This window comes from Protofrankia symbiont of Coriaria ruscifolia (assembly GCF_900634745.1).
Taxonomy (GTDB): Bacteria; Actinomycetota; Actinomycetes; order Frankiales; family Frankiaceae; genus Protofrankia; species Protofrankia californiensis.
In genome coordinates this window covers 60,668-85,557 of record NZ_CAAAFR010000015.1, presented here as the reverse complement: position 1 = coordinate 85,557, position 24,890 = coordinate 60,668, and the positions used below count along the sequence as shown (strand labels likewise).

Below are 24,890 nucleotides of genomic sequence, written 5' to 3'. Positions count from 1 at the left end.
AGCCGATGCCAGCGCCGGCCGCCCCGGCTCGGATATTCCTCAACCGGCGGACACAGGCTGGACCGTGGACAGCGTGGACAGCCCGGTGGCCAAGCCGGGCGCGGCGGCGGTTCCGGCGGTGAGTGCCGCGTTCGTGGAGGTACCGGAAAAGAATCCGGCAGTACTCTGGTACTAATTTGAGTACCAATTCCCTGGTCACCAGGAGGTCCGGATGCCCGCGGAGCGTCTTCTGCCCTCGGACGAGGCGCGCGAGCTGATCGAGCTCGCCAGGACGATCGCCGAGAAGGAGCTCGAGCCGCGGGTGGTGGAGTGGGAGGCGGCCGGCCGCTTCCCCCGCGACGCGTTCACGGTGCTGGGCCGGGCCGGGCTGCTGAGCCTGCCCTACCCCGAGGATCTCGGCGGCGGCGGTCAGCCCTTCGAGGTGTATCTGCAGGTCCTGGAGGAGATCGCCTACCGGTGGGCGGCGGTCGCCGTCGGCGTCAGCGTGCACGCGCTGTCCTGCTACCCACTGGCCATCGCCGGCAGCCCGGCGCAACACGACACCCTTCTCCCGCAGCTGCTCGGCGGCGAACTGCTCGGCGCCTACTGCCTGTCCGAGCCGCATGCCGGCTCGGACCCGGGTGCGATACGCACCCGCGCGACCAGCACCGCGGACGGCTGCTTCCTGCTGTCCGGAACCAAGGCGTGGGTCACCCACGGCGGAGTGGCGGACTTCTACACCGTCTTCGCCCGCACCACCGACGACCGCTCCGGCGGCATCTCCTGCTTCGTCGCCGACGCCGCGAGCGACGGCCTGACCTCCCAGCCGCCGGAGAAGAAGATGGGGCTGATGGGCTCCCCCACCGCCATCATGAACTTCTCTGATGTCCGCCTGCCTGCCGACCGGCTGGTCGGGCAGCCCGGGCAGGGGCTCCCGATCGCCCTGTCCGCCCTGGACTCCGGCCGCCTCGGGATCGCCGCCACCGCCGTCGGGCTGGCCCAACGCGCCCTCGACGACGCGGTCGCCTACGCCCTGCAACGCACGAGCTTCGGCAAGCCGATCATCGAGCATCAGGGACTCGGATTCCTGCTCGCCGACATGGCCGCCGCCGTGGAAGCGGCACGTGCCACCACGCTCGCCGCCGCACGCCGGCGCGACGCCGGGCTCCCGTTCTCCCGCCAGGCCAGCATCGCCAAACTGGTCGCCACCGACGCCGCCATGAAAGTCACCGAAGACGCCGTCCAGGTTCTCGGCGGCGCCGGTTACACCCACGACTACCCGGTCGAGCGGTACATGCGCGAAGCCAAGGTCATGCAGATCTTCGAAGGCACCAACCAGATCCAGCGGCTTGTCATAAGCCGGCACCTCGCCCGTTCCTGACCCGCGGCCCGACCGGTCCGGCCGACCTGGCGCCGTCGTACCACGCTGCCGGACAGACTGTCATCCCACGCCGTCAGGCAGGCCGTCCGACATCCGCTTCCCGGACGACCCCGTGCAACAGCAACTTCGCGAGTTCGGCATAGGCGTCGGCATCGGAAAGGCCGGTGACACCCGCGATCTCACCTTGCTGAATGGCAACCATGGCGAGGGTCGCAACGTGCCCGACAAAGGACGCGTGCACATCACGGAAGGCCCCGCTGGCCACCCCTTCGGCGACGAGCATGCGGATCCGCGCCGCCGCGATCCGCGTGTTGAGCTCGTAGACGTCACGGGCTGGCGGGAAGGCCGCGAGGTCCCGCCGGAAAGCCTCGGACGCCGGTTTCAGCTCCTCCGCCACGGCAGCAAGGTAGGCACCGACCCGCTCACCCGGATCCGCGACCTCGTCCACCCGCCGCTCCACCTCCGCCGCGGCGGCACGGAAGAAGTGGACGACGACCGCGACGGCAAGTTGCTCCTTGCTGTGCGCCAGCGCATAAAGACTCGACTTCGAACAGCGCAGACGCGCGGCGAGATCAGCCAACGTGAAGTGCGCGAACCCCTCGCGCAGAAAAATCTCGACGAGCCGGTCGAACAGGTCGGACTGCCGGGACGTGCGGCGACCGCCGGGCTGTGGCCATAGCGGGCCGTCAAGTGGGACGGTCATGACCAGTACAACCTACCGGCCCAGGCCGGAGACGTTCGACACGGCGACGTCGTGGTCGCCCGGCCGGTCCGCGGCGGACGGGGAACGCCCGGGCGGGTCCTCGTCATCGCCGGCGACCGGCCGTGCTGACGGCCGTTTCGGCCAGCGGCTGCCCACCGGCTCCGGGACGGCCGTCCCCGTCAGAATGATCCGGCAGGAACCGCGAGCGCGAGAAAAGCATGGCCGCGCGGCCTTCGGCCGCTCCTGCTAACGCTGAAAATCTATTCGCTTCAGACGCTGCGGATATATGCTGAAACGGCCCAGGTCGTTGGTGCCGAAGAAATCACAACCGGTCCCGATGCCGCCCCGCGCCGTCCCGCCGCTGAGGAGAGTGACGACCACATCGGCCTTGCCATTCGGGGCGAACTGGTCGTCCGAGCGCAGAACCTCTATGCTCTTCATTTTCTCGAAGGCGATGTCCTGTCCGCTGGACAAAGTGATTCCGTGGCCCACGGAAATGCAGTAGGACAGCGTTTCGGCGCGCACCGAGGTAGCCACGCCGTCTATCGCGGTCAACACCGCGTTCGCCTCGGCCCAGAGCTTCGAAGTTGTTCCGGAAGTTCCAGACGTCCCAGAAGCTCCGGAAGAGGCGCTGCTCGAAGCCGAAGGGACGGCCGGGCTGGGCGAACCGGCCGACGAGCGATCGGTGTCACTCACCGATGAAGTGGTGGCGGTGTCCGTGGGTAGGCAGTTGGCGGGGCTGGGGACGGCGGGAGACGTAGGACACGGCGCCCCGGCCTGTAGCGCCCCGGCCTGTAGCGCCCCGGCCGGCGGGGAATTGTCGTCGCCGGTGAAGGTGGCGACGGAGATGGCCGCGGCAGCGATGGCGGCGAGGAGGATGACGGTGGCGAACGCCCAGCGCAGACGGCGTCGGGGTACACGGGTCTGGTTGCCGTTCCCGGGCATGGCTGGCGACTCCATGGTCAGCGTGCGCGGCCAGGGAGGCTGCGTGCCGCGGCCGGCTCCCGGGTTGGGATCGCGGCCACCGGTCTGATGAGGGGGTGGTTGCTGCTTGTTGAAAGCAGCGGCCGGCGGCGGTGGAGGCGTGAGTATGCGCCTGGTCGTGGGTGGCACCGGCCCGGTGGGCGCAGAGGAATGGCCGGCAGCCTCGCGGACGTCGTCATCGAGGCGGAGCCGGATGCTGGAGCGGGCAGTCCAGTCCGGGCCGTAGGCGCCGGCGGCGGCGTGGGCCAGGTCGAGGGCGAAGGCGTGGGCGGAGGGCTGGCGGGCGGCCGGGTCCTTGGCCAGGGTGTGCAGGACCACCTCCACGACTGGGGCGGGAACCCCGACCGGCGGCGTGGGGATGGTGTCGAGATGATGCTGCCACAGTGCGCGCACTGGCAGTTTCGGGTCGAACGGCGCCACGCCGGCCAGCAGCTGGTAGAGCACGATCCCGAGCGCGTACAGGTCGGTGGCCGGCCCCAACCGGCCTCCTGTGATCTGTTCGGGAGCCATGTAGGCCGGGGTCCCCACGAGCGCGCTGGCAGTGGCCGCCGACCCTTCGACGATCTTCGCGATCCCGAAGTCGGTCACCTTCAGCAGACCCGTGGTGTCGAACAGCATGTTGTCGGTCTTGATGTCTCGGTGCAGCATCCCCTGGCCGTGCGCGCAGGACAACGCCGCGGCCACCGCCAGACCGACCGCGCAGGCGTCCTCCTGCGGCAGGCCCACCCGGCGGCGGGTCAACGTCCCCCCGCCCAGCAACTCCATGATGATCAGATGTAGGTCGCCGGTCTCGACGTAGTCGTAGACCCGGACCACATGCGGGTGATCGATACCGGCGAGCAGCCGTGCCTCGACGGCGAAGTCGGTGACCGCACCGTCATGGCCCGCGGCCAGCACCTTGATGGCCACGTGACGGTCCAGCCGGCGGTGCCGGCCCGCGAGCACCAGCCCGAACGCACCGGTACCGAGCTCGGCGCCCAGCTCGTAGGCGGGCAACACGGCGCCTATCCGCGCACGATCAACGATCACGGCTTGGTGTTCACCCCCGGACGGTACCTACTACCGCCCACCATCACGAAAACATCCATATCCTCAGCAGAAGCTGCCGCGATCCTAACTTTGCGACGTCGCACGGCAGACAGAAGGTCGTTCGCGTGACAGGCCGGGAGGCACGCACCGTCGGATCCGTTCGACCCGCTGTTCGTCGGACCCTCCTGCTGGGGGTCCTACCCGAGCCCGAGCCGGTGGAGGTCGTAGGAGGCGGCCTTCCGGCCGAGTTCGGCGCCGATGACGTCGGTGCTACGGAAGTGGATGCCCGACCAGACCCGGGCGTTGACGTTGTCGTCGGTGGCCTGCCGCCAGGAGGTGTAGGTCCGGCTGACCCCGGGCGCGGTCGTACTGGTCACACTGATCGGCTGTTGCGGACCAGTACCGGTGAACGCCTCCAGCACCCGCTGGGCCGCACCGGCGTAGGTGGTGTGTCCGCTGGGGTATTCAGGGTGTGCGGGAGTGGTGATGAGCGGCGTCCAGGCCGGATCGGGCGCGGTGGTGGGGTCACCATCGGTGTCGGCGACGCGGATGGCGGTAACGGGGCGCCACCGCACGTAGATGTACTTCGCCTCGTAGACGGCGATCTGGGCGTCGATCGTCACCTCGTGGAACGTGGCCACCAGACCGACCCGCCACGCCGGCGGCCGTCCGCCGGTCTGGGTGAGCAGGCCACGCAGGATGGAGGTGTAACCGGCGAGGGAGGTCTGCGCCCAGAAGTTCGCGACGTCGCTCTGCTCCCGGGTGCGGACGGTGCTGTCGACGGCTCCGACCGCGCGGATCTCGGCGAGGTCGCTGCGGTACTGCGGTGATCCGAGGGGGGCAGGTGGTCCGGGGCGGAACCGGTCGGCCCGCCCAAGCAGGAACGTCCGTCCCCTGCCTTGGCCGGACTGCACCGCGGAGGCGTACGCCGGTGGTGTCGGACGCCAGACGCCCGGTGCCTCCGGCGGCGGGGTGTAGGGGACGTTCACCGATGCGACGTCGAGTCCGTCGCCGGCGCGTTCGGCGAGCAGCTTGCGCGCGGAGCGTTGGCCAGCGCCGGCACCGGCAGTCTTGCCCTTGCCGTCCGGGACCTGGCCCAGCGTGGCGGCCAGCGCCGCGTCGAGGTCGGCCGTGCGCGCGGGAACCAGCGCGACAAGACTGTCGTGGACGGCGGTCGCGACCGCGGCCGTGATGAACGCGGCCGTGGTGAACGCGCGGCTGCGCGAAGCCGGCCTGGCGGCGAGGGCACGCTCGGCAGCAAGCCAGCTCACCGCCCATATGCGGCTGTTCGTGACCTGGGTGGGCAAGGCCGCGGCGGAGACCGTGCGCGCTGTGACGTCGTACCAGTCGAGGACCACGTCATAGTCGGCGTTGCCGGCGTTTGTGGCGGGGCGCTGTGCGACCGCCGCGGTTCCCGCCGAGCCGGTGCCGGCGACCATTGCGGCGGTCAGTGTGGCCGTGACGACGGCGAAACGCAGACGCGGTCGGATTACGGCACGTAAAGAGAACACAATCGTCTCCGCGAATGAGGTAAATGGGCGCATCAATGAAATGCGGCATAATAGGTCGCGAAAAAGGCCGTTAATGGGTTACGGAAAAGGCCCGGTGTGTCGGATCCGGCGGGCCAGCGGATCCGGTAGCCGCCGCCGAGTCCGGTAGCCGGAGCGCCCGGAACCCGGCGGCAGGCGTTGGCGGTTCAGCGTCCGGCCGATGTTTCCGCCAGGTCGGAGACGTACGGCCGGCCCTCCCGCCAGGCTGCCACCTGGCCGGGACGACCGAAGATCTTGAGGTAGTCCTCGACCCCGTTCTCGATGAGTTCTCCCAGCAACGCGGGTTCGAAGTCGGTGCCGTCCGCGCCGACGAAAGTCGGCAACGGCTCAAGCACGGTGTCGAGGCTCGGGTGGTAGAAGACCCCGGTGGACTGCCGGGTCACCGTGCCGCCGGCCGCGACCCGATGGCGGACGGGACGCAGCCGGCCGTTGGTCCAGCGGGTGAGGATCGTCCCCGAGAACACCTGCAGCGCGCCGGGTACGACGGGCACCGGGATCCAGCTTCCGTCGGGTAGCTGTGCCTGCAGTCCGGTGTAGTCGCCGCTCTGGTGCAGGATCGTCACGGCCGAGGTGTCCGCGTGCTCCAGCAGCAGGAGCTTGTCCTCGTCGGAGGCGGTGTCCGGGTAGGTCCAGGTCGGGTAGTCGTTGACGACGAAGTTCGTGTAGGAGGGCTCGTCGTGCGGGAAGCTGCCGGCGGGAAGGCCGAGGATCCGCTCGTACAGGCCCAGCACCCGCCGGGCCAGGCCGGCGGCCGCGTCGGTGTAGGCGAAGGTGACCTCGCGCAGGCCGGGGTCCTGCGGCGGCCAGACGTTGGCGTGCTCGTAGAGCCCGAGCCACCGCCGGCCGACCCCGGCAGCGGCGGCGTCGGCCGGGTTGTCGAACTGGGCGATCGAGTACCGCTCGAGCTCCAGGCGGCCGAAGTCGTCGGGCCACTGGCGCCAGCCACGGTAGGGATGCCCGGTGGGGCTGGTGAGCTTGGCCTTCTCAGCGCGAGGCAGTCGTAGGATACGCCCGATCCGCTGTTCGAAGTCCTCGATCAGCTCCAGCGGGACGCCGTGGTTGACCACCTGGATCAGTCCAATGCTCTCGGCCGCGTCGCGGACCCGCCGCAGCAGGTCGGCGGGGGCATCCTCGGCGAGGGCCGCCTGAAGGTCGATGACGGGGATCGTGTCGCTCATGGCAGATATTCCTCCGGGGGCATCTCGGGATTACCGGGAACGGAATTGCCGGGGATCAGGATTGCCGTATCGGGATTGCCGGTATCGGGAACGGATTGCCGGGACGAGGCGCGAACGGACCGCCGATCATAGCTATCGGGCATGGATGTTCATAGATATGGATGTTCATAGATATGAAGGCGCGAGGACCGGAACGCCGGTCAGGACCAGGGCGTGCTGGAACGCGGCTGGCGGACACCGTCCACGATCAGGTCGACCCGCTCGTTGAGGAACGCGACAAGACCGGCGATCTTCGGGATCTCCGGGATGGATTCGGCGTAACTCCACGCGATGTCGTCGATCCGTGTGCCGTCCGGCCCCTCGTAGGACCAGTACCGGGCCTCACCCTTGTACGGGCAGCGGGTGCGGGTCGGTGCCGGTGTCAGCAGGTCCCACCGCACGTCGAGCTTTGGCAGGTAGTAACGGATCGGCAGCCCGGTCTCGAAGAGCAGGGTCGGGTGGTGGGTGTCGGCCAGTGGCTCGTCGCCGACGCGGACCTCGACGTGCCGCGATGAGGGCAGCGCGTCGACGCGCTTGTAGGGATCGCGGGGGTGGACGAAGATCTGCTCGTCCTCCTCATACCAGGCGTCAGCCCTGTCCCAGTAGAAGGCGACGTAGTCGGCGAGGTCGGCCACGTCGGGAATCGGCTCGGGATAGGCCCAGACCGCGTTCTCGGCCCTCCGGTCACCGACGGTGATGGTGAAGTAGGAAGCGTCGCCCTTGCGCGGGCAGCTCGTGTGGTGGTCGGTGGGGGTGAGCAGGTCGAACCGGACGTCCGGGCGCGGGAAGTAGTACACCGGCAGGTGCCCGGCCTCGAAGACGTACAGCGTCCGGATGCTGTCCGCGATGACCTGCCCGTTGAAGAACACCCGGACCCGTCGGCCGTTCGGCTCGGTCCGCACCGGGCGCAGGTCGCGCGGCCGCGGTGAGAACGGATCCCGCTCGGTCGCCCCGGTGACGCGCTCGGTCGCCCCGGTGACGACGGAGCCGGTCGACGATCCGGTCGATGTCGTGCTGCTCATGTCCGGGCTCCCTGTCCGTTCGTGAGTGTCGTTGCATCGGTGCCGGCCGGGGCTGTTGACGTCTGCGCGGCGGCGAGGACGTCGAGCAGGTGGGCGGTGAGGACCACAGGCTGCTGCGTCTCCAGGTCACTGTCGCCGCCGTCAACTGCCACGATCCGGGCGCGCGGCGCCCGGCGGGCCAGGACGTCGAGGTCGTCGGACGACAGCCATCCCGCACCGTGCACGACGGTCGGTGCCGCACCCGCCAAGTGCTCCCACAGCGGTGACGGGTCGTAGGACGCCGCGGCGACGGCGGGATCATGGCGCCACGCCCACGAGCCGTCCGGTTCACCGACGGTGCCGAAGAGCACCTCGCGCCACAGGAAACCCTCGGCACCCCGCAGGCCTCCGGCAGCCGAGCGGCCCTGGACACCCGAGGGGCTCCCCGCGCCCCGCAGACCCTGGGCATCCGGCAGGAAGGTCGAGGCCAGTTGCCGGATGGCATCCGTCCGGGATGCGGGAGCGTCGCCCGCCACCCGGCGCCGGGCGCGTCCAGCTCCCGGCAGGGTGTCGAGCAGGACGAGCCGGCGGACCAGCTTCGGCCGGCGGGCGGCGACCGCCAGCGCCGTGAGCCCGCCGAGTCCGCTGCCGGCCACCAGGCGTGCATGCGGGGCGAAGGACGCGATGGCCTCCCCCACCGCGGCTGCGAGGCGGGCGGGTTCGTACCGGCCGTCGCGTCGCCAGTTCGACCGGCCGTGGCCGGGCAGGTCGAGCGAGGCGGCCGGCAGGCCGAGAGCCAGGATCACGGCGTCCCACTGGCGCGCGCTGCGGCCGGCGTCGTGGACGAAGACGACCTGGGGCGGGCCCGGCCCCCACACGACCGCGCTCAGATGACCGCCCGTGGTCGGGTTGAACCAGCGGCGGCCCACCGGCGGCGGCCCGTGCCAGTCCAGGCCCGCATCCCCGGCGGTGTCCTCCAACAGCGTGAACTCGTTCTCCGGGTCGACGTCATCGAGCCGGTCAAGGTCGCCGGCGGTGAGACGTTCGGACATCACACCCTCTCCTTCTGCGCAGCCGGCGGCGCTTGCGCGCCGGACCCGGCAAGCGGTGTCGACGAGGTCCTGGGCAGATCGGATGGTTCGAGATGGCAGCGGACCGTGTGCACAGGTGCTCCGGGCGGTCCGGGCAGCAGCCGGACGGGGGGAGCCACCTGGTCGCACAGGCCGTCCACCCGGCGGGGGCAGGTTCCGGCGAACCGACAGCCGGCCGGCCCCACCGGCTCCACCGGCTCCGGACGGCCGGGTACCCGGCCCGGCGCACCGGTCCCGGTCAGGCTGTCGGTGTACGGGTGGTGCGGGCCGGAGAGCACGGCGGAGGTCGGACCGACCTCGACAATCTGCCCCCGATACAGGACAGCCAACCGGTCCGCCAGGTAGCCCACGACGGCCAGGTCGTGGGAGACGAACAGGTAGGAGACGCCGTCGGTGTCCCGCGCAGCCGCCAGCAGCTCCAGCACAGCGGCCTGGACGCTCACGTCGAGCGCTGACACCGGTTCGTCGCAGACGACCAGGTCGGGCTCGCCGGCGAAGGCGCGGCCGATGGCCACCCGTTGTTTCTGCCCGCCGGACAGCCGTGCGGTCCGCACCGGCAGGAGGCGAGGGCCGAGCTGGACCCGGCCGGCGAGGTCGGCGACCGTGCCCGATCCGCGCAGCGTCACCAGCGCCCGACGCAGCACGGTGGCTACGGGGTGTCGCGGGTTGAGGGTGGTGTCGGGATCCTGGAAGACCATCTGCACCCGGCGGCGGTCCTCGGCGGACCGACGCGACAGCCGGGCCGGCAGGGGGCGCCCGGCGAGTCGGAGCTCTCCCGGGCCGTCGGGTCCGAGGCCCACCAGTGCCCGGGCGAGGGTGGTCTTGCCGCTGCCGGACTCGCCCACGAGCCCGAACACCTCGCCGTAGGCGATGTCGAGGTCGATCTCGTCCAGCACCGGCGTCCGGCCGTAGCTGCGGGACAGCCCCCGCACGGACAGCAGCCCCGGGCTCGGGCTCGAATGATCTACTTCTGTGCCCTGCTCGGGAAGGTGCAGCGTCATGAGGCTATCGCTGTGGTGGCAGCGCACCGTGTGCCCGGCCGGATGCGCGTCCAGCTGCCCGTCCAGCTGCCCGTCCGGGGGCTTGTCCGGCAGGACGACGGCGGGAGCGGCGGCGAGGACGAGGGGTGGCTCCCGGTTGCGGCATGTCTCGTCGGCGAGCGTGCAGCGGTCGGCGAACGTGCAGCCGCTCGGCCGTTCGGTGGGAGCCGGTGGCTGGCCCGGCACCGCCCGTAGCCTGCGCTCCCGGCGGGTGATCCCGACCGTGGGTGCCGCTGCGACGAGGCCGGCGGTGTAGGGGTGCCGTGGTGTGGTGAGCAGTTCGGTCGCCCGGCCCTCCTCGACCAGGCGGCCCGCGTAGAGGACCCCCACCCGGTCGCAGCGGTGTGCCACGAGGGCGAGGTCGTGGCTGATGAGCACGACGGCGGCGTTGATCTCCTGCCGCAGCGCCTGCAGGAGGTCGAGGATCTCGCGTGCCACCGCGGCGTCGAGACCGGTGGTCGGCTCGTCGAGGACGAGTAGCCGCGGACGTGACGCAAGCGCCGCGGCGATGCCGACCCGCTGCTGCTGCCCGCCCGACAACTGGTGCGGCCACCGTCGCGCGATCACGGCCGGCTCCGGCAGGCGCACCGCCGCCAGCAGTTCCAGGGCACGCAGGCGAGCCGCGGCGCGTGGCAGCCCCTGCAGCCGGCAGGCTTCGGCCACCTGCGCGCCAACGCGGACCGTCGGGTCCAGGCTGCTGGTGGCGCCCTGGTGGACCATGGCGAACGCGGTGGCCCGCCACCGCCGCCGGTCCCGTTCTGACAGGCCGCCGACGTCGACGCCGTCCAGCCTGATGCTGCCGCGGTCGACCCGGCCGCCATCGGGCAGGACGCCGGCCAGCGCCGCCGCCAGGGTGCTCTTGCCGGATCCGGACTCCCCCACCAGCCCGTAGCTTTCGCCGGGACGCACCCGCAGGCTCACGCCGTCCACTGCGACCGCCCGTGCGCCTGGCGCCGGGTAGCTCACGGTCAGCCCGTCGACGGCGAGCCCTTTGGCAGCACCCGGTGCGGGCACGCCTGCCGGTGCGCCGCCGGCTGCCGCTCCACCCGGCGTGCCCGGTTCGCCCGCTGCGTCCGGTGCACCCAGCCCGTCCAGTGCGTCCGGCCCACCCGCTGCGTCGCCGGCTGCCGGCCTGCTCATCGCGCCGCCACCTGTTCCCGCAGGTTGTCCGCGACCAAAGCGACGCCGATGACGAGGCTTGCGACGGCGAGCGCCGGGAAGAGCACCGTCCACCAGGCGTGTTGGAGGAAGACCCGGTTGTCCGCCACGGAGGCGCCCCACTCCGGGGAACCCGGCGGCTGGCCGAGCCCGAGGAACGACAGGGCCGCGGCGGCGAAGACCGCGTCACCGAGCCGGGACGTCGCCTCCACCAGCACGGTTCCGGCAACGTTGGGTAACACCTCGCGACCCAGCAGGGACGGGAACGGTTCACCTCGCAGCCGCGCCGCCTCGACGTAGGGCTTCTCCCGTTCGACCAGCGCCGCGGCCCGCACACTCCGGGTCACGATCGGTAGGAAGAACACTCCGATGACGATGACCAGGGTCGTGGTGGACCTGCCCACCAGCGCCACCACGACCACCGCCCCGACCAGACTCGGGAAGACGGCGAGCACGTCTACGACCCGCATGGCGATCTCGTCCAGCAGGCCCCGCCGGACGCCGCACACCAGACCGAGCAGGCTCCCGGCGCCCACCCCGACCGCGGTCGCGAGCGGAGCGGCCGCCAGCACGGGACGGGCGCCGGCCAGCACCCGGGCCAACACGTCCCGGCCAAACTGGTCGGTGCCGAAGAGGTGGCCCCAGCCCGGCGAGCGGAACCGCTCGGCCGGATGCTGGGTCATCGGGTCGATGGGGACGAGATGCGGCCAGAACACCGCGACCACGGCCCACCCGACAAGCAGGACCGCACCTGCCACGAACGACGGCCGGCGCACCAGCCGCCGCAGCGCCCCCGGTCCGCGGGCCACGGCGGTGACCGGCGGCGGCGCGACGTCGGTGACGCTCACTGGGCTCACTGGACTCACTGGTGAGCCACCTTCCCGACCCGGATCCGCGGGTCGAGCAGCGCGTACACGACGTCCGCGACGACGTAGACGAGCATGCCAACGGCTCCCAGGACGATCGTGGTGGCCTGCAGGGTCGGCACGTCCTTGCTGGTCGCGGACGACAGCAGCAGGTCGCCGATGCCCTGGTATCCGAACAGCAGTTCGACGGTGACCAGCCCCGCGAGCAGGTACTGCAGCTGGATGGCGAACGCGCTCGTCGCCGGGACCAGGCAGTTGCGCAGAACGTGCCTGCGCACGAGCTGCGCCTCGGACAGGCCGCGCACCCGCATAGCCCGGATGAACGGGCTGGACAGCGTCTCGACGGTGCTGGCCCGCACATGTCGCGCGACGTAGCCGGCACACAGCAGGACCAGTGAGATCGCCGGCAGCAGCAGATGTTCCACGCGGGTCAGCAGCCCCGCCCCCGAGGGTGCCTGAGCCGAGGAGGGCAACCAGTGCAGCTGGACGCTGAAGACCACCAGCAGCACGACCCCGGTGACGAACTCCGGAGTGGCCCCGAGACTCAGACCGGTCACGCTGAGCACCCGGTCGAGTGGGCGTCCCTCCCGCAGCCCCGCGGCGAGGCCGAGCGCCAGCGCGAACGGCACGAGCAGGACGAAGGCGAGCAGGGCCAGCATCAGGCTTTCGCCCAGCCTGCCCATCGTCAGTGGACGGACCGCCACCCCGAGCGTGTAGGAGTGACCCCAGTCGCCGGTGACGAACCCGCCCAGCCAGCGCAGGTATCGGCTGGGCAGCGGCTGGTCCAGGCGCAACTGGTGGCGCAGCGCGTCCACGGACGCCTGGCTCGCTTCCGGGCCGAGCACGGCCCGGGCGACGTCGCCGGGGATCAGTTCGGTCGCGGTGAACACCAGCAGGCTGACCGCCAGCAGCGTGACCGGGATCGCCAGTAGCCGTCGGGTCAGGAAACGCGCCACGCTGGATCAGGCCCGGGTCACGGTCGTCAGGTCCAGGAACGCTGACGGGTGCGCCCGCAGTCCCTTGACCCGATCGGACCGGTAGGCTCTGACCGCACCGTTCCACACGCTGACGATGACCGGCACGTCCTCGTTGAGCGCTTGCGCGATGATCTCCGCCTGCTTCTTCCGCTCGGCCGGGTCGGTGGCCGCGTCGTAGGCGGCGGCGGCCGCGTCCACGATCGGGTTGGCGTATTTGGAGCCGTTCCACACCCCCTGGCTTTTCACCATCGGGATGATGAACTGGCTCGCCGTGGGCCGGCCCGCCCACCCGACGAGGTTTGCGGTCGTGAACAGCCACGGGGTGTCGGTGTTCTGATCGCCCCCGTAGAACGCCCCGGAGGTCTGCTGGTCGAGGTCCACGGTGATTCCGACCTGCTTGAGCTGGTCCTGGATGACCAGCGCATAGGATTTGTTCGGTGGGTCGAAGCTGAGGGTGAAACGCAGGTGGTCCACGCCCGCGGCGGCCAGCAGCGTCCTGACCTTTGCCTCGTCCCTGGCGCGTTGCTGGAGATCGGTCGGAGCGCTCGAGAACGAGGGCGCGAAGAGATGGTCGTTGCCCAGGACGCCGACCCCGTCGTAAACGCTGGTCAGGACGCCCGGCCGGTCCAGGGCGTACGCGACCGCCTGCCGGGCTTCCTTCTTCGTGAACGGCGGCTTGTCGACACGCAGGGTGAACGCGGTCAGGCCGGTGCTGCTGACCTTGTCGACGGCGATGGAGTTGCTGCCCGCGACCGGGCCCACCGGGCCGGCCTCCGACAGGATCTGCCCGTCGACGGCGCCGCTCTGCAACGCGAGCAGATCGGCCTGCCTGTCCTTGTAGAACGTCACCTTGACGCCGTCGAGATACGGCTTTCCGGAATCCCAGTACTTCGGGTTGCGGGTGAGCGACGCACCCGTGCCGGTGTCGTAGGAATTCAGCAGGAACGGCCCCGTTCCGATCGCTTTCTGGGCGAACGTACCGACCTGGTAGTCCGGCTTCAGGATGAGCGCATTGTAGTTGCCGGCGGACACCAGATAGGGAAAATCTGAGAATGGTCGCTCGAGGTGGAAGACGACCGTGTCGGCGCCCGACAGCGAGATGCCTCCGGCCTTGAGCACTGTCTTGAACGCGGACAGCGCTGAGGACTTGTTCGCGGGATCGAGCAGGCGGTCGAACGACGCCTTCACCGTTGCCGCGTCCAGGGGCGTGCCGTCGGAGAAGACAACCCCCTGGCGGATGGTGAACGACCAGGTCCGGCCCCCGTCGGAGGAGCTCCACGCGGTCGCCAGCCGGGGCTGCAGCCGGAAGTCGGAGTCAAGCCAGATCAGGTAGTCGGCGACAAGCTGGACCAGCGCGATCGCGGTGCCGTCGTACATCGTCACCGGATCCAGCGAGGTCGGCGGCGGCGGAGCGCTCAGGGTGACGGCGCCTCCCCGTTTCCCGCCCGCGGCCGAGGACGACGAGGACGCGGTGGTGCCCGCGCCGCTCGTCGAACCGCCGCACGCCGCGAGGAGCGCGGCGAGACCACCAGCACCGGTGCCGGCCAGCAGACCGCGTCGGGTCAGCAACGCCCGCACCGGATGCTCGGCGGACACTGCTGTAACTCCGGCTGTTTCGATCGACTGAGTCGATAGTTCTCTCACGAAAGTCCTTTGGCGGTGGTTGAGCGGAGCGTGGTGGATCAGGACCTACGCCACGAACCCCCGTGTCCGGTGGCGGCCTGCATAGATGACCATGTGTGTGCCCGGAGGCGGCGGATGCGCAGTGCTGGCAGTGAACCGCCGGGCCTGAGAAGGCAGAGCTGTACGGGTGACGGCCGGTCAGCCGCGGGGACAGCGCCCGCAGATCATCCGCATGAGGTCGATGTGTATCCGGGCGACCAGGAGAGCTGTTCTCCACACGCCATCAACGGGACCATGGACATCTTCACCAGTCAAGTGGGCAATACATGCCAGCGACTCGCCGACTTCGCAGATGCGGACAAACATGGATGTGACCGAACGCGGATGCGGCAGACCTGTCCAACGGCGCCCCGTCAACCACCCGCGCGAAACAGCGCGACACACCCACACATCGGAAACCACCTACGCTTCCTTTGGCGCGGAGGCGGTTGGTCTGTCGCACGGTCGTGGTCATGGCGATGATGCAGAGGGCCTGAAGCGAGCGCCGATCACGTGACCGGCACGTTCTCGGGGATGTCGTCGGGATCGGGCAGGTTGTCGGGTACGCGTACGGCAAGGAAGGTCGCGCTGCGGCGGAGGCGGAATCCCAGCGATGTGTACAGCCGGATCGCGTTGGTGTTGTCCGCGATCGCGTGCAGGAACGGAGTTTCGCCGCGCTCACGAATGCCGGCGGCCACCGCGAGCACGAGCCGGGTCGCCAGCCCCTGGCCACGGAAAGCATCGTCGGTGCAGACCGCGCTGATCTCGGTCCACCCGGGTGGGTGCAGACGCTCGCCGGCCATCGCCACGAGCACGCCGCCGCGACGGATGCCCAGGTAGGTGCCCATCTCGATCGTGCGTGGCAGGAACGGGCCGGGCTTGGTGGACGCGGTCAGCGCGAGCATTTCCGGCACGTCCGACGCCTGAAGGCGGACGGCTTCGTCGTCGTATGCGGCGGCGACCCCGTCGTCAACGAGCTGTACCCCCGCGCCGCGCGCCACCACCTCCCACCCCCGCGGTGGTGGGACCGACACCCCGGCGAGCGGGACCAGTGCGCCCGGGCCGGCCAGGGCGGCGATGTCATCCCAGTCGGCGGCGTCGGGCTGTTCGGGCAGCGCCACGAACGGGGAGACGTCAACCAGGTAGCGCAGCACGTTGCCACGCCCCTCGGCGAGGTGCGCGTGCGCCCCGGTCAGTGACCAGCGGACGGGGTTGTCCAGCGGGTGCTGCTGACTCGGGTGGTACTGCCGGCTGATGTGAATGTCGCTCATGCGCCGACCCCGACGGCGCCCCCGCCAGGAGCGACCACGCCGCGGGCAACCCCGCTGACGGCAACTCCGCCGGGGACGTGGGCGTGAATGTGGATGGTCAACGGCGCTGCCACTCCTGGGCCAGCAGCTCGTAGGAGCGGACCCGGTCGGCGTGGTCGTGGGTGATCGTAGTAATGATCACCTCGTCGGCGCCGGTGGCGTCGCGCAGTTGCTCCAGCTGGTCGGCAACCTGCCCCGGCGAGCCGACGAACTGGGTCTCGACGCGGTCGGCGACCAGCTCGCGGTCGGCGTCGCTCCACACGTGCCGGCGCGCCTCCTGCGGGGTCGGGAACGGGATGGCCCCCAACGCGGTGCGGATGCTGCGCACCCACAGTCCGTAACCGGCGGCCAGCTCCCGCGCGGTGGCGGTGTCCTCGGCCACGACGACGTCGGCCGAGACACTGACATAGGGCTGCTCAAGATCGGCGGACGGGCGGAACGCGGCCCGGTAGCCCTCAGCGGCCTCCAGCACGGTGGCGGGGCTGACGTGGTAGTTCGCGGCGAACCGCAGCCCTCTCTCCCCCGCGACGGTCGCGCTCTCACCCCCGCTGCTGCCCAGGATCCAGACCTGCACCTGCGCGCCCTCCCCGGGGACCACGTGAGCCTGTTCGCCCTCGGCGGAACGGTAGGTGCCGGCCAACAGGGCAAGGACATCGCCGATCTGCTCAGTGTAGTTCTGCGACTGCGCACCGGGGAGCTGCAGAAGCCCCTTCTGCAGCTCGAAGCGCGGCGAGTTGAGCAGATGCTCAAAGGAGAACCGGTGCGGGATGCGCAACCCGTTGGGCGTGCGTCCGTTCACGACGGCCGTGCCGGCGCCGAGCAGGGCCGGCTCACGCTTCACCTCGCTCGGACGCCCACCGGAACGACCCAGGCCGAGATCAAGACGTCCGGGGTGGAGGGCGTCGATGAGCCCGAACTCCTCCACCGTCGACAACGCGGTGCGATGCCCGAGCTGGACGGCGCCGGAACCGATGCGGATCGTCGACGTGGCCGAGGCCGTCAACGCCAGCACGACCGCGGGTGAGGTGCCGGCTACGCCTGGGTTGAGGTGGTGTTCGGCGAACCAGTACCGAGTGTAGCCGAACCGCTCGGCCTGCTGAGCGAGATCGATGCTGTTGCGCAGCGCCTGCGCCGCAGTCGATCCAGAGGAGATCGGGACGAGGTCCAGGACGGCGAGCGGAGTCGTGACCATGACAGGTGTCCTTACTCGGTGTTCCGGGGACTTGAACCTCCGGCGGCGCGAAAAACATGATCGCGCCACCTTTGGCCCGCTAGACGGCGGCGGGCGCAGGCCCGTCTGCGCCCGGTGACGGTACGATCGGTGGCGGTGAGGATGGCTCGGCGAGCACCGGCGCCCACGGCCAGGGCGGGTCCGGGATGTCGCGGCGCAGCACCGGGGCGATGTCGGACTGGAACAGTTCCAGGCTGGCGCGGTGCTGGGCGTCGGTGAGGCCGCCGGCGTCGGCGTGCAGGTGCAGCACGCTGTGCCCGAACTGCTCGTGGTAGCGGTGTACCTTCTCGATGACCTGCTGCGGGCTGCCGATCAGCGCGGAGCTGCGCTCGACGAAGTCCTCCAGCGTCGGGAACACCGGTTCCATACCGAGTCGCTTCTGGAAGGCCAGATGCCCGTCGAACACCGGCCGGTAGGCGGCGATGGCATCCTGGGAGTTGCGCTCCGCGTAGTAACCGGCCGTACCGGCGCCGACCGTCGCCAGAGTACGGTCGTGGCCGTAGTGCGCCCACCGCTCACGGTAGTAGTGGACGAGTTCGGCGTACGGCTCGATCGGGTTGGTGACGTTGGCCGAGAACAGCGGGTCACCGTACCGGGCGGCTAGATCAACCGACTCCTTGCTGGTGGCACTGCCGTGCCAGACGCGGATCGGTTGCTGCAGCGGCCGGGGCCAGACCTCGGCGTCCTGCAGCGCGGGCCGGAACCGCGGGTCGGCGGTGACCTTGTCCTGCCGCCAGATCCGGCGGAAAAGCTCGTAGGACTCGGCGTTGCGGTCCCACTGGTCGTCGGGGGTGACGTGGAACAGCCCCCGCTGGGCGGCGCCGTTGCCCTTGCCGATGATCAGCTCCAGCCGGCCGCCGGAGAGGTGATCGAGGGTGGCGTAGTCCTCGTAGGCCCGCACCGGGTCGAGCAGGCTCAGCGTCGTGACCGCGGTGAACAGCCGGAGCCGGGTGGTGAGCGCGGCCAGGTGGCTGAGCACGACCGGCGGGGAGGAGGAGATGAACGGCCGTTCGTGCCGTTCCCCCACCCCGAAGCCGTCGAAGCCGAGTTCCTCGGCCAGCAACGCGTTGTCGATCACCTCGCGGAACCGGTCGGTGGTCGACGTCCGCGCTCCGGTGACCGGGTCCGGGGCGTGCACGATCAGCGTGATGGCCAGAAACTTCACGACACCGCCTTCACCGCCGGACCCGGCACGTCGAGTGGTGCGAGGGACACGGGCGGGGACAGGGACGCAGATAGCGCGAGGCCGAGGTGCTCGCGCAACGTGGTGCCCTTGTACTCGGCGCGGAACACACCGCGTTCCTGCAGCAGCGGTACGACGGTGTCGACGAACCCGTCCAGCCCACCCGGGGTGATGTGCGGGACGAGTATGAACCCGTCACTGGCGTCGGCCTGCACGAGGTCGTTGATCGCGCCGGCCACCGTCGCCGGGGAACCGATGAACGTCTGCCTCCCGGTGACCTCGATGACCAGTTCCCGGATGGAGAGGTTCTTCGCCTCGGCGAGCTGGCGCCATTCGTTCGCGGTGGCCAGTCGATCCCCGAACATCCGCACGCTGGCCCGGCCGCGGGCGATCGTGTTCTCCCCCGGATCGGGGTCGACGGAGGGTAGCGGCCCGTCCGGGTCGTAGCCGGACAGGTCACGGTTCCACAGCTGCTCGAGGAACTTGATCGCGGTCTGGCCGCTGACCTGCTGCAGCCGGACCTCGTGCGCGATCTCGGCCGCCTCGGCGTCGGTGTCGCCGAGCACGAACGTCGCCGCGGGCAGGATCAGCAGCTGGTCACGGGCACGGCCGTACCGGGCCAGCCGTCCCTTGACGTCGGCGTAAAACGCCTGCCCAGCTTCCAGGGTGCCGTGCCGGCCGAAGATCGCGTCTGCGCTCGAGGCGGCGAACTCCCGTCCCCCGTCGGAGTCACCGGCCTGGAAGATCACGGGACGCCCCTGCGGGCTGCGCGGGACGTTGAACTGGCCGGCGATGTCGAAATGCGCGTCATGGTGAGCGAACGCGCCCGGGCGCGGATCGCGCAGGAACACCCCGCCGTCCTTGTCTGCGACGATCTCGTCACCGCGCCAGGAGTCGAACAGCTCCCACGCCGTCCGCAGGAACGTCCTGGCCCGCTCGTAACGCGCCTGCTCGGGCAGGAAGCCGCCGCGGCGGAAGTTCTCGCCGGTGAAGGCGTCCCAGGAGGTGACCACGTTCCACGCCGCCCGACCGCCGGAGAGGTGATCGAGGCTGGCGAACTGCCGCGCCACCTCGTAGGGCTCGTTGAACGTGGAGTTGATCGTGCCGGCCAGGCCGAGCCGGTCGGTGACCGCGGCGAGCGCGGCCAGCACCGTGAAGGTGTCCGGACGGCCCACCACGTCGAGGTCGTGGATCAGCCCGTTCTGCTCGCGCAGCCGCAACCCCTCGGCGAGGAACAGAAAGTCGAACTTTCCGCGCTCTGCCGTCTGCGCAAAATGGACGAACGAGCTGAACTCGATGTGGCTGCCCGCAGCAGGATCGCTCCATACCGTGGTGTTGTTGACGCCTGGAAAATGAGCGGCGAGATGGATCGGCTTGATCGGCTTGCTCATCGTCCGGTGTCCCTTTCAGGCGGCCGCGATTCCAGATCGGTGGCGCGGCGATGTCAGCACGAGTGGTAATCGGTTCGCCGATCACGGCACGTCGAAACCGGTTGGGTCAGGGGCGGCGGATTGGGTCAGGAGCGATTGGGTCAGGGACGACAGAGCGCGCCGGCGACACGGCACAGATCGATGTGCCGACGCAGGAACAGGCCGACCACACCACGTCGCGGCTCGGGCGCGTGGACGGCAGGCGGACCCGGGATCAGCTGCATGTGTCGTCACCTCCTGCCGATCGATGCCCGGCCGGCCCCATCCCACGGCTGGGCCTGGGGAACCGGGATCGTCCCAGCCGGCCTCACCTGGAGCACCCGCCGCGCGGGAGGTTGCCGGTCAGCGAGCCAGGGCCTGCTGCCGACACTCATGACCTTCTTCGAAGGTACCCTGAGGCACAGGCAAAGTCTATTTCCTATCGATATACTTGGCATTGTTTGATCATTACGTTTGATCATTACGTTTGATCGTTATGCGTGATCGTTACATGCGGAATGCGGGGCCGCCGGGCGGACGACCGAATCGGTTTTCGTCAGGCATGGATGACACAAGATCGGATCGGCGGATGATTGTGACGAACGCACACGTCCTGCGCATACGCCCGGTCGTGGCTGCATTGTGACCGCGCGCTACCACTGGTTCCTGCCGACCGGGGGTGACGGCCGCAACCTGGCCTCCGGAGTGCACGGGCTGGGCATCGGCGGGGTGCTGGCACCCGCCCGCGCCGGTCGGCCGGCGTCACTGACCTACCTCACGCAGCTGGCGCAGGCCGTCGACTCGCTGGGCTATGAAGCGGTGCTGACTCCGACCGGCGCGCACTGCGCCGACGCGTGGGTCGTGACGGCTGCGCTGATCGCGCAGACCAGCCGGCTGAAGTTCCTCGTCGCGTTCCGTCCCGGCCTGGTCGAGCCGGCACTGGCCGCACACATGGCCGCAACCTTCCAGCAACTGTCGGACGGACGGCTGCAGCTCAACGTCGTCACCGGCAGCAGCGGCGCCGAGCAGCACGCCTACGGCGACCAGCTCGGCCACGACGCACGGTACGCGCGGGCCGAGGAGTTCCTCGAGATCGTGCGCCGGTTGTGGAGCGGCGCCGAGTTCGACCACCACGGGAGGTTCTACGACCTGCGGGGCGCCCTGCTGCGCGATCCGCCGGTGCCGTACCCGGAGGTCTACCTGGGCGGCTCGTCCGATGCGGCGCTGGCGGTCGCGGCCCGGCAGGCCGACAGCTACCTGACCTGGGGCGAACCACCGGCGCTCGTCGCAGAGAAGATCGACCGGGTGCGCGACCTGGCCGCGGCGCAGGGACGGCGGCTGCGGTTCGGTCTACGCATCCACGTCATCACCCGGGACACGGCCGCGCAGGCGTGGGCCGACGCCGACCGGCTCATCGCCGGCCTGGACGACGCCACGATCGCGGCCGGGCAGCAGCGGCTGCGCACGTTGGAGTCGGTCGGCCAGCGGCGGATGCTGGACCTGCACGGCGGCTCGCGTGACCGGCTGGTCGTGGCACCGAACCTGTGGGCGGGCATCGGCCTGGTGCGCGGCGGCGCCGGCACGGCACTGGTCGGCAGCCACGAGGAGGTCGCCGAGCGGATCGCCGAGTACCGCGCCGCCGGTATCGAGGAGTTCGTCCTGTCGGGGTATCCGCACCTGGAGGAGGCCTACGCCTTCGCCGAGGGCGTGCGTCCGCTCCTCGGCGAAGTGATCTGACGCTGTCGCGACCAGCTGGGAATGGCTGCCAGCAGCGTACGGGTGTAGTCGTGCTCGGGACGCTCGAACAGGTCCTCCGTCGTGCCGGCCTCCACGATCCGCCCGGCCTGCATCACCGCCACCCGGTGGGCGATCTGCCGCACGACAGCCAGGTCGTGCGAGATGAACAGATAGGCCATGCCGGTGTCGGCCTGCAGTTCGGCGAGCAGCTCCAGGACCTGTGCCTGCACGGACACGTCCAGGGCGGAGACAGGTTCGTCGCAGACGACGAGCTGGGGCGCCAGCGCCAGCGCGCGGGCGATCGCGACCCGCTGCCGCTGCCCGCCGGAGAGCTCGGCGGGTTTGCGGTCGAGGACCGAGGCCGGCAGCGCGACCCGGTCGAGTAGATCCCGGGCGCGGGCGGTACGGGAGGCCCGGTCGCCGACCCTGAACGCGCGTAGCGGCTCGGCGATCACGTCGTTGATCGAGAACCGGGGATCGAGGGAGGCATAGGGGTTCTGGTAGATGAGCTGGGCCCGGCGGCGCAGCTGCCGAAGCCGCGCTCCCCCAGCGGCCGTGACGTCGTCGCCGTCGAACACGATCCGACCGGCGGTCGGCTCCACCAGGCGCAGGACGAGGCGGGCGGTCGTGGACTTACCCGAACCCGATTCACCGACGAGGGCCAGGGTTTCGTGGCGGTTGACGGTGAAGCTGACGTCACTGACGGCGCGTAGCGCACGAGCAGGGCCGCCGCCCGTCCGGGGCAGCGGGAACTCCTTGACGAGGTTGTCGACCACGACCAGCGGCCGCTCGGCGGCTACCGGGGGTGACGTCCGAACCCGCGGCACAGTGCGTGCGGTGTACGCCGCGCGCGCGGCGGCGAAGCTCGGGACGCTGCGCAGCAACCGCTGGGTGTAGGGGGCGCGAGGGTTGTCGAGGATCTGCCCGGTAGGCCCGCTCTCCACGATCCGGCCCTGTGACATCACCGCGATGCGCTGCGCGCGGTCGGCGGCGACACCGAGGTCGTGGGTGACGAGCAGGACCGCGGTGCCGAACTCGTCGGTCAGGTGCTGGATGTGGTCGAGGATCAGCCGCTGCACGGTGACGTCCAGGGCGCTGGTCGGCTCGTCGGCAATGATTATCTTGGGTTGCGCCGCGATCGCGACGGCGATCAGCGCCCGCTGCCGCATGCCACCGGACAGCTCGTGCGGGTACTGCCGGGCTCGGACCTCCGGTTCGGGCAGTCCGGCCCGCTCCAGCAGCGCGATCGCCTCCAGCGGGGCTGAACGGCGCGTCGCCAGGCGGTGGATGCGCAGCACCTCGGCCACCTGGGCGCCGATCCGTTTCACCGGGTTGAGCGACACGGTGGGGTCCTGCGGGATGAGTCCGATCCGGGCACCGCGGATGGCGCGAAGTTCCCGCTCCGACAGGGCGGCGAGGTCGTGACCGCCGAACCGGACGCTGCCCGCGTCGATGCGTCCCCCGGCCGGCAGCAGTCCGACGATCGCATGCGCCGTCGTGCTCTTGCCCGAACCGGATTCGCCGACCAGCGCGACGATCTCACCCGGCCTGATGTCGAGATCGACGCCTTGGACGGCGTGTACCGGCCCGGTGCGGGTGCGGTAGGACACCGACAATCCGCGGACTGCGAGCAGGCTCGCGCCGGTGTCGCCGGTGTCGCCGGTGTCGCCGGTTGAGGTGCCGCTGTGACTGTCGATGGGGGTGCCGCCGTGGCCGTCGGTCAAGCCGTGAGCGTCGGTGAGGTGGTTTGTCATCGCTGTTTGGCCCATTCTCCGTCCAGTGCCCGGGCGATGCGGTTGGTCGCCAGCACCGTCGCCGCCACGGTCAGGCCTGGCAGCGTCGACAGCCACCACGCGTTGGCCAGGTAGTTACGGCCGTCGGAGACGAGCGTGCCCCACTCCGGCGCGGGCGGTGCGGCGCCGTAGCCGAGGAAGCTCAGTGAGGACACCGCCAGCACCGCGGTGCCGAAATCGAGCGTCGCCAGCACGATGACCGGCCCCATCGCGTTCGGCAGCACGTGCCGTCCGAGCACGCTGTACCAGCGCGCCCCCGACGAACGCGCGGCCTCGACAAAGACGGCCTGGCGTACCCTGAGCACCTCGGCGCGCATGACCCGGGCGAAACTGGCCACGCTGGCGATCCCCACCGCTACCGCGACCTTCACCGTGCCGTATCCCAGCGCCGTCACCAGCGCCAGCGACAGGAACAGGGCCGGGATGGACAGCAACACGTCGACGAAGCGCATCAGCACGTCCTCGACCCAACGGCCGACGAATCCGGCGACCAGCCCGAGAGTCCCACCGACCGCGAACGCGACCGCGACGGCGATCAGCGTTGCCTTCAGTGACAGCGCCGCCCCGTGCACGACCCGGGAGTAGGTGTCGCGGCCCAGTTCGTCGGTGCCGAGCCAGTGGTGGGCGCCGGGCGGATGGAAGTTGTCGGCCGGAACACCCAGCAGCGGATCGCGCCCGGTGAACAGCGTCGGCCAGAACGCGGCCAGGACCACCAGCACCACCACAATGAGCGACAACAGCAGCCCGGGGCGGCGCAGAAAGAAGCGCAACAGCCGCCGTACGTCCATCCCTGGCCGTGGGCCCGGCGCCGGCGGCGTCGTCTCGACCTGCGGCTCGAGCCCGGCCTGTGGGGCCGGCTCGGTGACCAGTGACCGGCTCACGCGGGGCTCCTTCGCACGGTGGCGGCTACCACGATCCGCGGGTCCAGCAGCGGGTAGAGCAGGTCGACGATCAGGTTGACCAGCACGAAGACCAGCGCGCCGAAGACGACGACCCCCTGCACGACCGGGATGTCCTGCACGGTGACCGCGCCGGCGGTGACCCGGCCGAGGCCGTTGCGGGCGAAGACGGTCTCGATCACGACGGCGTTGGCCATCAGCTGCCCGACCAGCAGACCGATGACCGTCAGCGCCGGCAGGGAGGCGTTACGCAGTGCGTGGCTGAGGTGGATGCGGACCCGCCCGGCGCCCTTGGCCCGGGCCGTCTGCACGTACGGCTCGTCCAGCGCGGTGAACAGGCTCTTGGCCAGCACCTGCGCGACCAGCGCGCCGGTGGGTATCGCCAGGGTGACCGCCGGCAGGATCAGGCCGTGCAGCCCGTCGTTGCCGAAGGCCGGAAACATCCGCACCCGGAAGGAGAGCAGCTGGACCAGCATCAACCCGACCCAGAACGTCGGTATCGACACCCCCAGCGACGGCAGCGACAGCAGCAGCTGCCGCAGCCAGCGCTGCGAGGTGTAGGTCGCGACCAGTGCCAGCCCGCCGCCGAAGAGCGCCGCGAGCAGCAGCGCCGCGCCGGTGAGCTGCAACGTCTGCGGCAGGGCGTCGCCGATCACGGTGTCCACCGGCCGGCCGGTGGACACCGAGTCA

Annotated in this window: 21 protein-coding genes and 1 riboswitch; of the genes, 3 read left to right on the top strand and 18 right to left on the bottom strand. The window is 70.4% G+C overall.

Annotation, left to right across the window (positions count from 1 at the left end; genetic code table 11):
* Positions 1 to 211: 211 nt before the first annotated feature.
* Positions 212 to 1,360, top strand: a complete 1,149-nt coding sequence (locus tag CV1CTNOD_RS01860; RefSeq protein ID WP_131784441.1) for an acyl-CoA dehydrogenase family protein — start codon at positions 212 to 214, stop codon at positions 1,358 to 1,360.
* A gap of 73 nt (positions 1,361 to 1,433) precedes the next feature.
* Here the strand turns inward: CV1CTNOD_RS01860 and CV1CTNOD_RS01855 are convergent, their stop codons facing one another.
* Positions 1,434 to 2,063: a TetR/AcrR family transcriptional regulator gene (locus CV1CTNOD_RS01855; RefSeq protein ID WP_131784440.1), complete on the bottom strand. Its 630-nt coding sequence runs from the start codon at positions 2,061 to 2,063 to the stop codon at positions 1,434 to 1,436.
* Between CV1CTNOD_RS01855 and CV1CTNOD_RS25305 the strand changes: the two genes are divergently transcribed.
* Complete coding sequence (locus tag CV1CTNOD_RS25305) at positions 2,062 to 2,313, top strand: hypothetical protein (RefSeq protein ID WP_207386120.1); 252 nt, start codon at positions 2,062 to 2,064, stop codon at positions 2,311 to 2,313. The genes CV1CTNOD_RS01855 and CV1CTNOD_RS25305 overlap by 2 nt on opposite strands.
* Here the strand turns inward: CV1CTNOD_RS25305 and CV1CTNOD_RS01850 are convergent.
* From CV1CTNOD_RS01850 to CV1CTNOD_RS28060, 14 genes are all read right to left on the bottom strand, one after another.
* Positions 2,310 to 4,076, bottom strand: coding sequence for a serine/threonine-protein kinase (locus CV1CTNOD_RS01850; RefSeq protein ID WP_131784439.1), 1,767 nt, complete (start codon positions 4,074 to 4,076; stop codon positions 2,310 to 2,312). The two genes, CV1CTNOD_RS25305 and CV1CTNOD_RS01850, sit on opposite strands and share 4 nt — an antisense overlap.
* Before the next feature lie 197 nt (positions 4,077 to 4,273).
* Entirely contained in the window at positions 4,274 to 5,515 is a 1,242-nt protein-coding gene (locus CV1CTNOD_RS01845) for a vanadium-dependent haloperoxidase (protein ID WP_131784449.1), read from the bottom strand.
* 257 nt (positions 5,516 to 5,772) lie between these two features.
* Positions 5,773 to 6,804 carry a 2OG-Fe(II) oxygenase family protein gene (locus tag CV1CTNOD_RS01840; protein ID WP_131784438.1) on the bottom strand — a complete coding sequence of 344 codons (1,032 nt, stop codon included), beginning with the start codon at positions 6,802 to 6,804 and terminating at the stop codon, positions 5,773 to 5,775.
* Between the two features lie 200 nt (positions 6,805 to 7,004).
* Positions 7,005 to 7,865 (bottom strand): DUF427 domain-containing protein, encoded by an 861-nt coding sequence (locus CV1CTNOD_RS01835; protein WP_131784437.1) that lies wholly within the window; start codon positions 7,863 to 7,865, stop codon positions 7,005 to 7,007.
* The gene (locus CV1CTNOD_RS01830; RefSeq protein ID WP_207386119.1) at positions 7,862 to 8,896 is read right to left on the bottom strand and encodes an alpha/beta fold hydrolase; all 1,035 of its coding nucleotides are present in this window, start codon (positions 8,894 to 8,896) and stop codon (positions 7,862 to 7,864) included. The genes CV1CTNOD_RS01835 and CV1CTNOD_RS01830 overlap by 4 nt, the downstream gene beginning before the upstream one ends.
* A complete protein-coding gene (locus CV1CTNOD_RS01825) occupies positions 8,896 to 11,115 on the bottom strand; it encodes an ABC transporter ATP-binding protein (protein WP_131784435.1) in 2,220 nt (739 codons plus the stop codon). The genes CV1CTNOD_RS01830 and CV1CTNOD_RS01825 overlap by 1 nt, the downstream gene beginning before the upstream one ends.
* Complete coding sequence (locus CV1CTNOD_RS01820) at positions 11,112 to 11,981, bottom strand: ABC transporter permease (RefSeq protein WP_242606284.1); 870 nt, start codon at positions 11,979 to 11,981, stop codon at positions 11,112 to 11,114. The genes CV1CTNOD_RS01825 and CV1CTNOD_RS01820 overlap by 4 nt, the downstream gene beginning before the upstream one ends.
* A gap of 14 nt (positions 11,982 to 11,995) precedes the next feature.
* Complete coding sequence (locus tag CV1CTNOD_RS01815; RefSeq protein ID WP_131784434.1) at positions 11,996 to 12,955, bottom strand: ABC transporter permease; 960 nt, start codon at positions 12,953 to 12,955, stop codon at positions 11,996 to 11,998.
* 6 nt (positions 12,956 to 12,961) lie between these two features.
* Positions 12,962 to 14,620 (bottom strand): ABC transporter substrate-binding protein, encoded by a 1,659-nt coding sequence (locus CV1CTNOD_RS01810; RefSeq protein ID WP_131784433.1) that lies wholly within the window; start codon positions 14,618 to 14,620, stop codon positions 12,962 to 12,964.
* Positions 14,621 to 15,147: 527 nt separating this feature from the next.
* On the bottom strand, positions 15,148 to 15,909 hold the full coding sequence (locus CV1CTNOD_RS01805; protein WP_131784432.1) for a GNAT family N-acetyltransferase: 762 nt from the start codon (positions 15,907 to 15,909) through the stop codon (positions 15,148 to 15,150).
* Positions 15,910 to 16,006: 97 nt separating this feature from the next.
* Positions 16,007 to 17,140: an LLM class flavin-dependent oxidoreductase gene (locus CV1CTNOD_RS01800; RefSeq protein WP_131784431.1), complete on the bottom strand. Its 1,134-nt coding sequence runs from the start codon at positions 17,138 to 17,140 to the stop codon at positions 16,007 to 16,009.
* Positions 17,141 to 17,219: 79 nt separating this feature from the next.
* On the bottom strand, positions 17,220 to 18,344 hold the full coding sequence (locus CV1CTNOD_RS01795; RefSeq protein ID WP_131784430.1) for an LLM class flavin-dependent oxidoreductase: 1,125 nt from the start codon (positions 18,342 to 18,344) through the stop codon (positions 17,220 to 17,222).
* Positions 18,341 to 19,753, bottom strand: a complete 1,413-nt coding sequence (locus CV1CTNOD_RS01790) for an NtaA/DmoA family FMN-dependent monooxygenase (protein WP_242606283.1) — start codon at positions 19,751 to 19,753, stop codon at positions 18,341 to 18,343. The genes CV1CTNOD_RS01795 and CV1CTNOD_RS01790 overlap by 4 nt, the downstream gene beginning before the upstream one ends.
* A 140-nt stretch (positions 19,754 to 19,893) precedes the next feature.
* Positions 19,894 to 20,016: a putative leader peptide gene (locus CV1CTNOD_RS28060; protein ID WP_430827746.1), complete on the bottom strand. Its 123-nt coding sequence runs from the start codon at positions 20,014 to 20,016 to the stop codon at positions 19,894 to 19,896.
* A 51-nt stretch (positions 20,017 to 20,067) separates the two neighbouring features.
* Positions 20,068 to 20,170: riboswitch (SAM riboswitch) on the bottom strand.
* A gap of 243 nt (positions 20,171 to 20,413) precedes the next feature.
* Between CV1CTNOD_RS28060 and CV1CTNOD_RS01785 the strand changes: the two genes are divergently transcribed.
* Positions 20,414 to 21,508: an LLM class flavin-dependent oxidoreductase gene (locus CV1CTNOD_RS01785; RefSeq protein WP_131784429.1), complete on the top strand. Its 1,095-nt coding sequence runs from the start codon at positions 20,414 to 20,416 to the stop codon at positions 21,506 to 21,508.
* Here the strand turns inward: CV1CTNOD_RS01785 and CV1CTNOD_RS01780 are convergent.
* The 3 genes from CV1CTNOD_RS01780 to CV1CTNOD_RS01770 form a co-directional block, all read right to left on the bottom strand.
* Entirely contained in the window at positions 21,460 to 23,262 is a 1,803-nt protein-coding gene (locus CV1CTNOD_RS01780; protein ID WP_131784428.1) for a dipeptide ABC transporter ATP-binding protein, read from the bottom strand. The genes CV1CTNOD_RS01785 and CV1CTNOD_RS01780 overlap by 49 nt on opposite strands.
* Complete coding sequence (locus CV1CTNOD_RS01775; protein WP_131784427.1) at positions 23,259 to 24,182, bottom strand: ABC transporter permease; 924 nt, start codon at positions 24,180 to 24,182, stop codon at positions 23,259 to 23,261. Before CV1CTNOD_RS01775 ends, CV1CTNOD_RS01780 begins: the two co-directional genes overlap by 4 nt.
* On the bottom strand, positions 24,179 to 24,890 hold a 712-nt coding region (locus tag CV1CTNOD_RS01770), incomplete at its 5' end, for an ABC transporter permease (protein ID WP_131784448.1). The genes CV1CTNOD_RS01775 and CV1CTNOD_RS01770, both read right to left, overlap by 4 nt.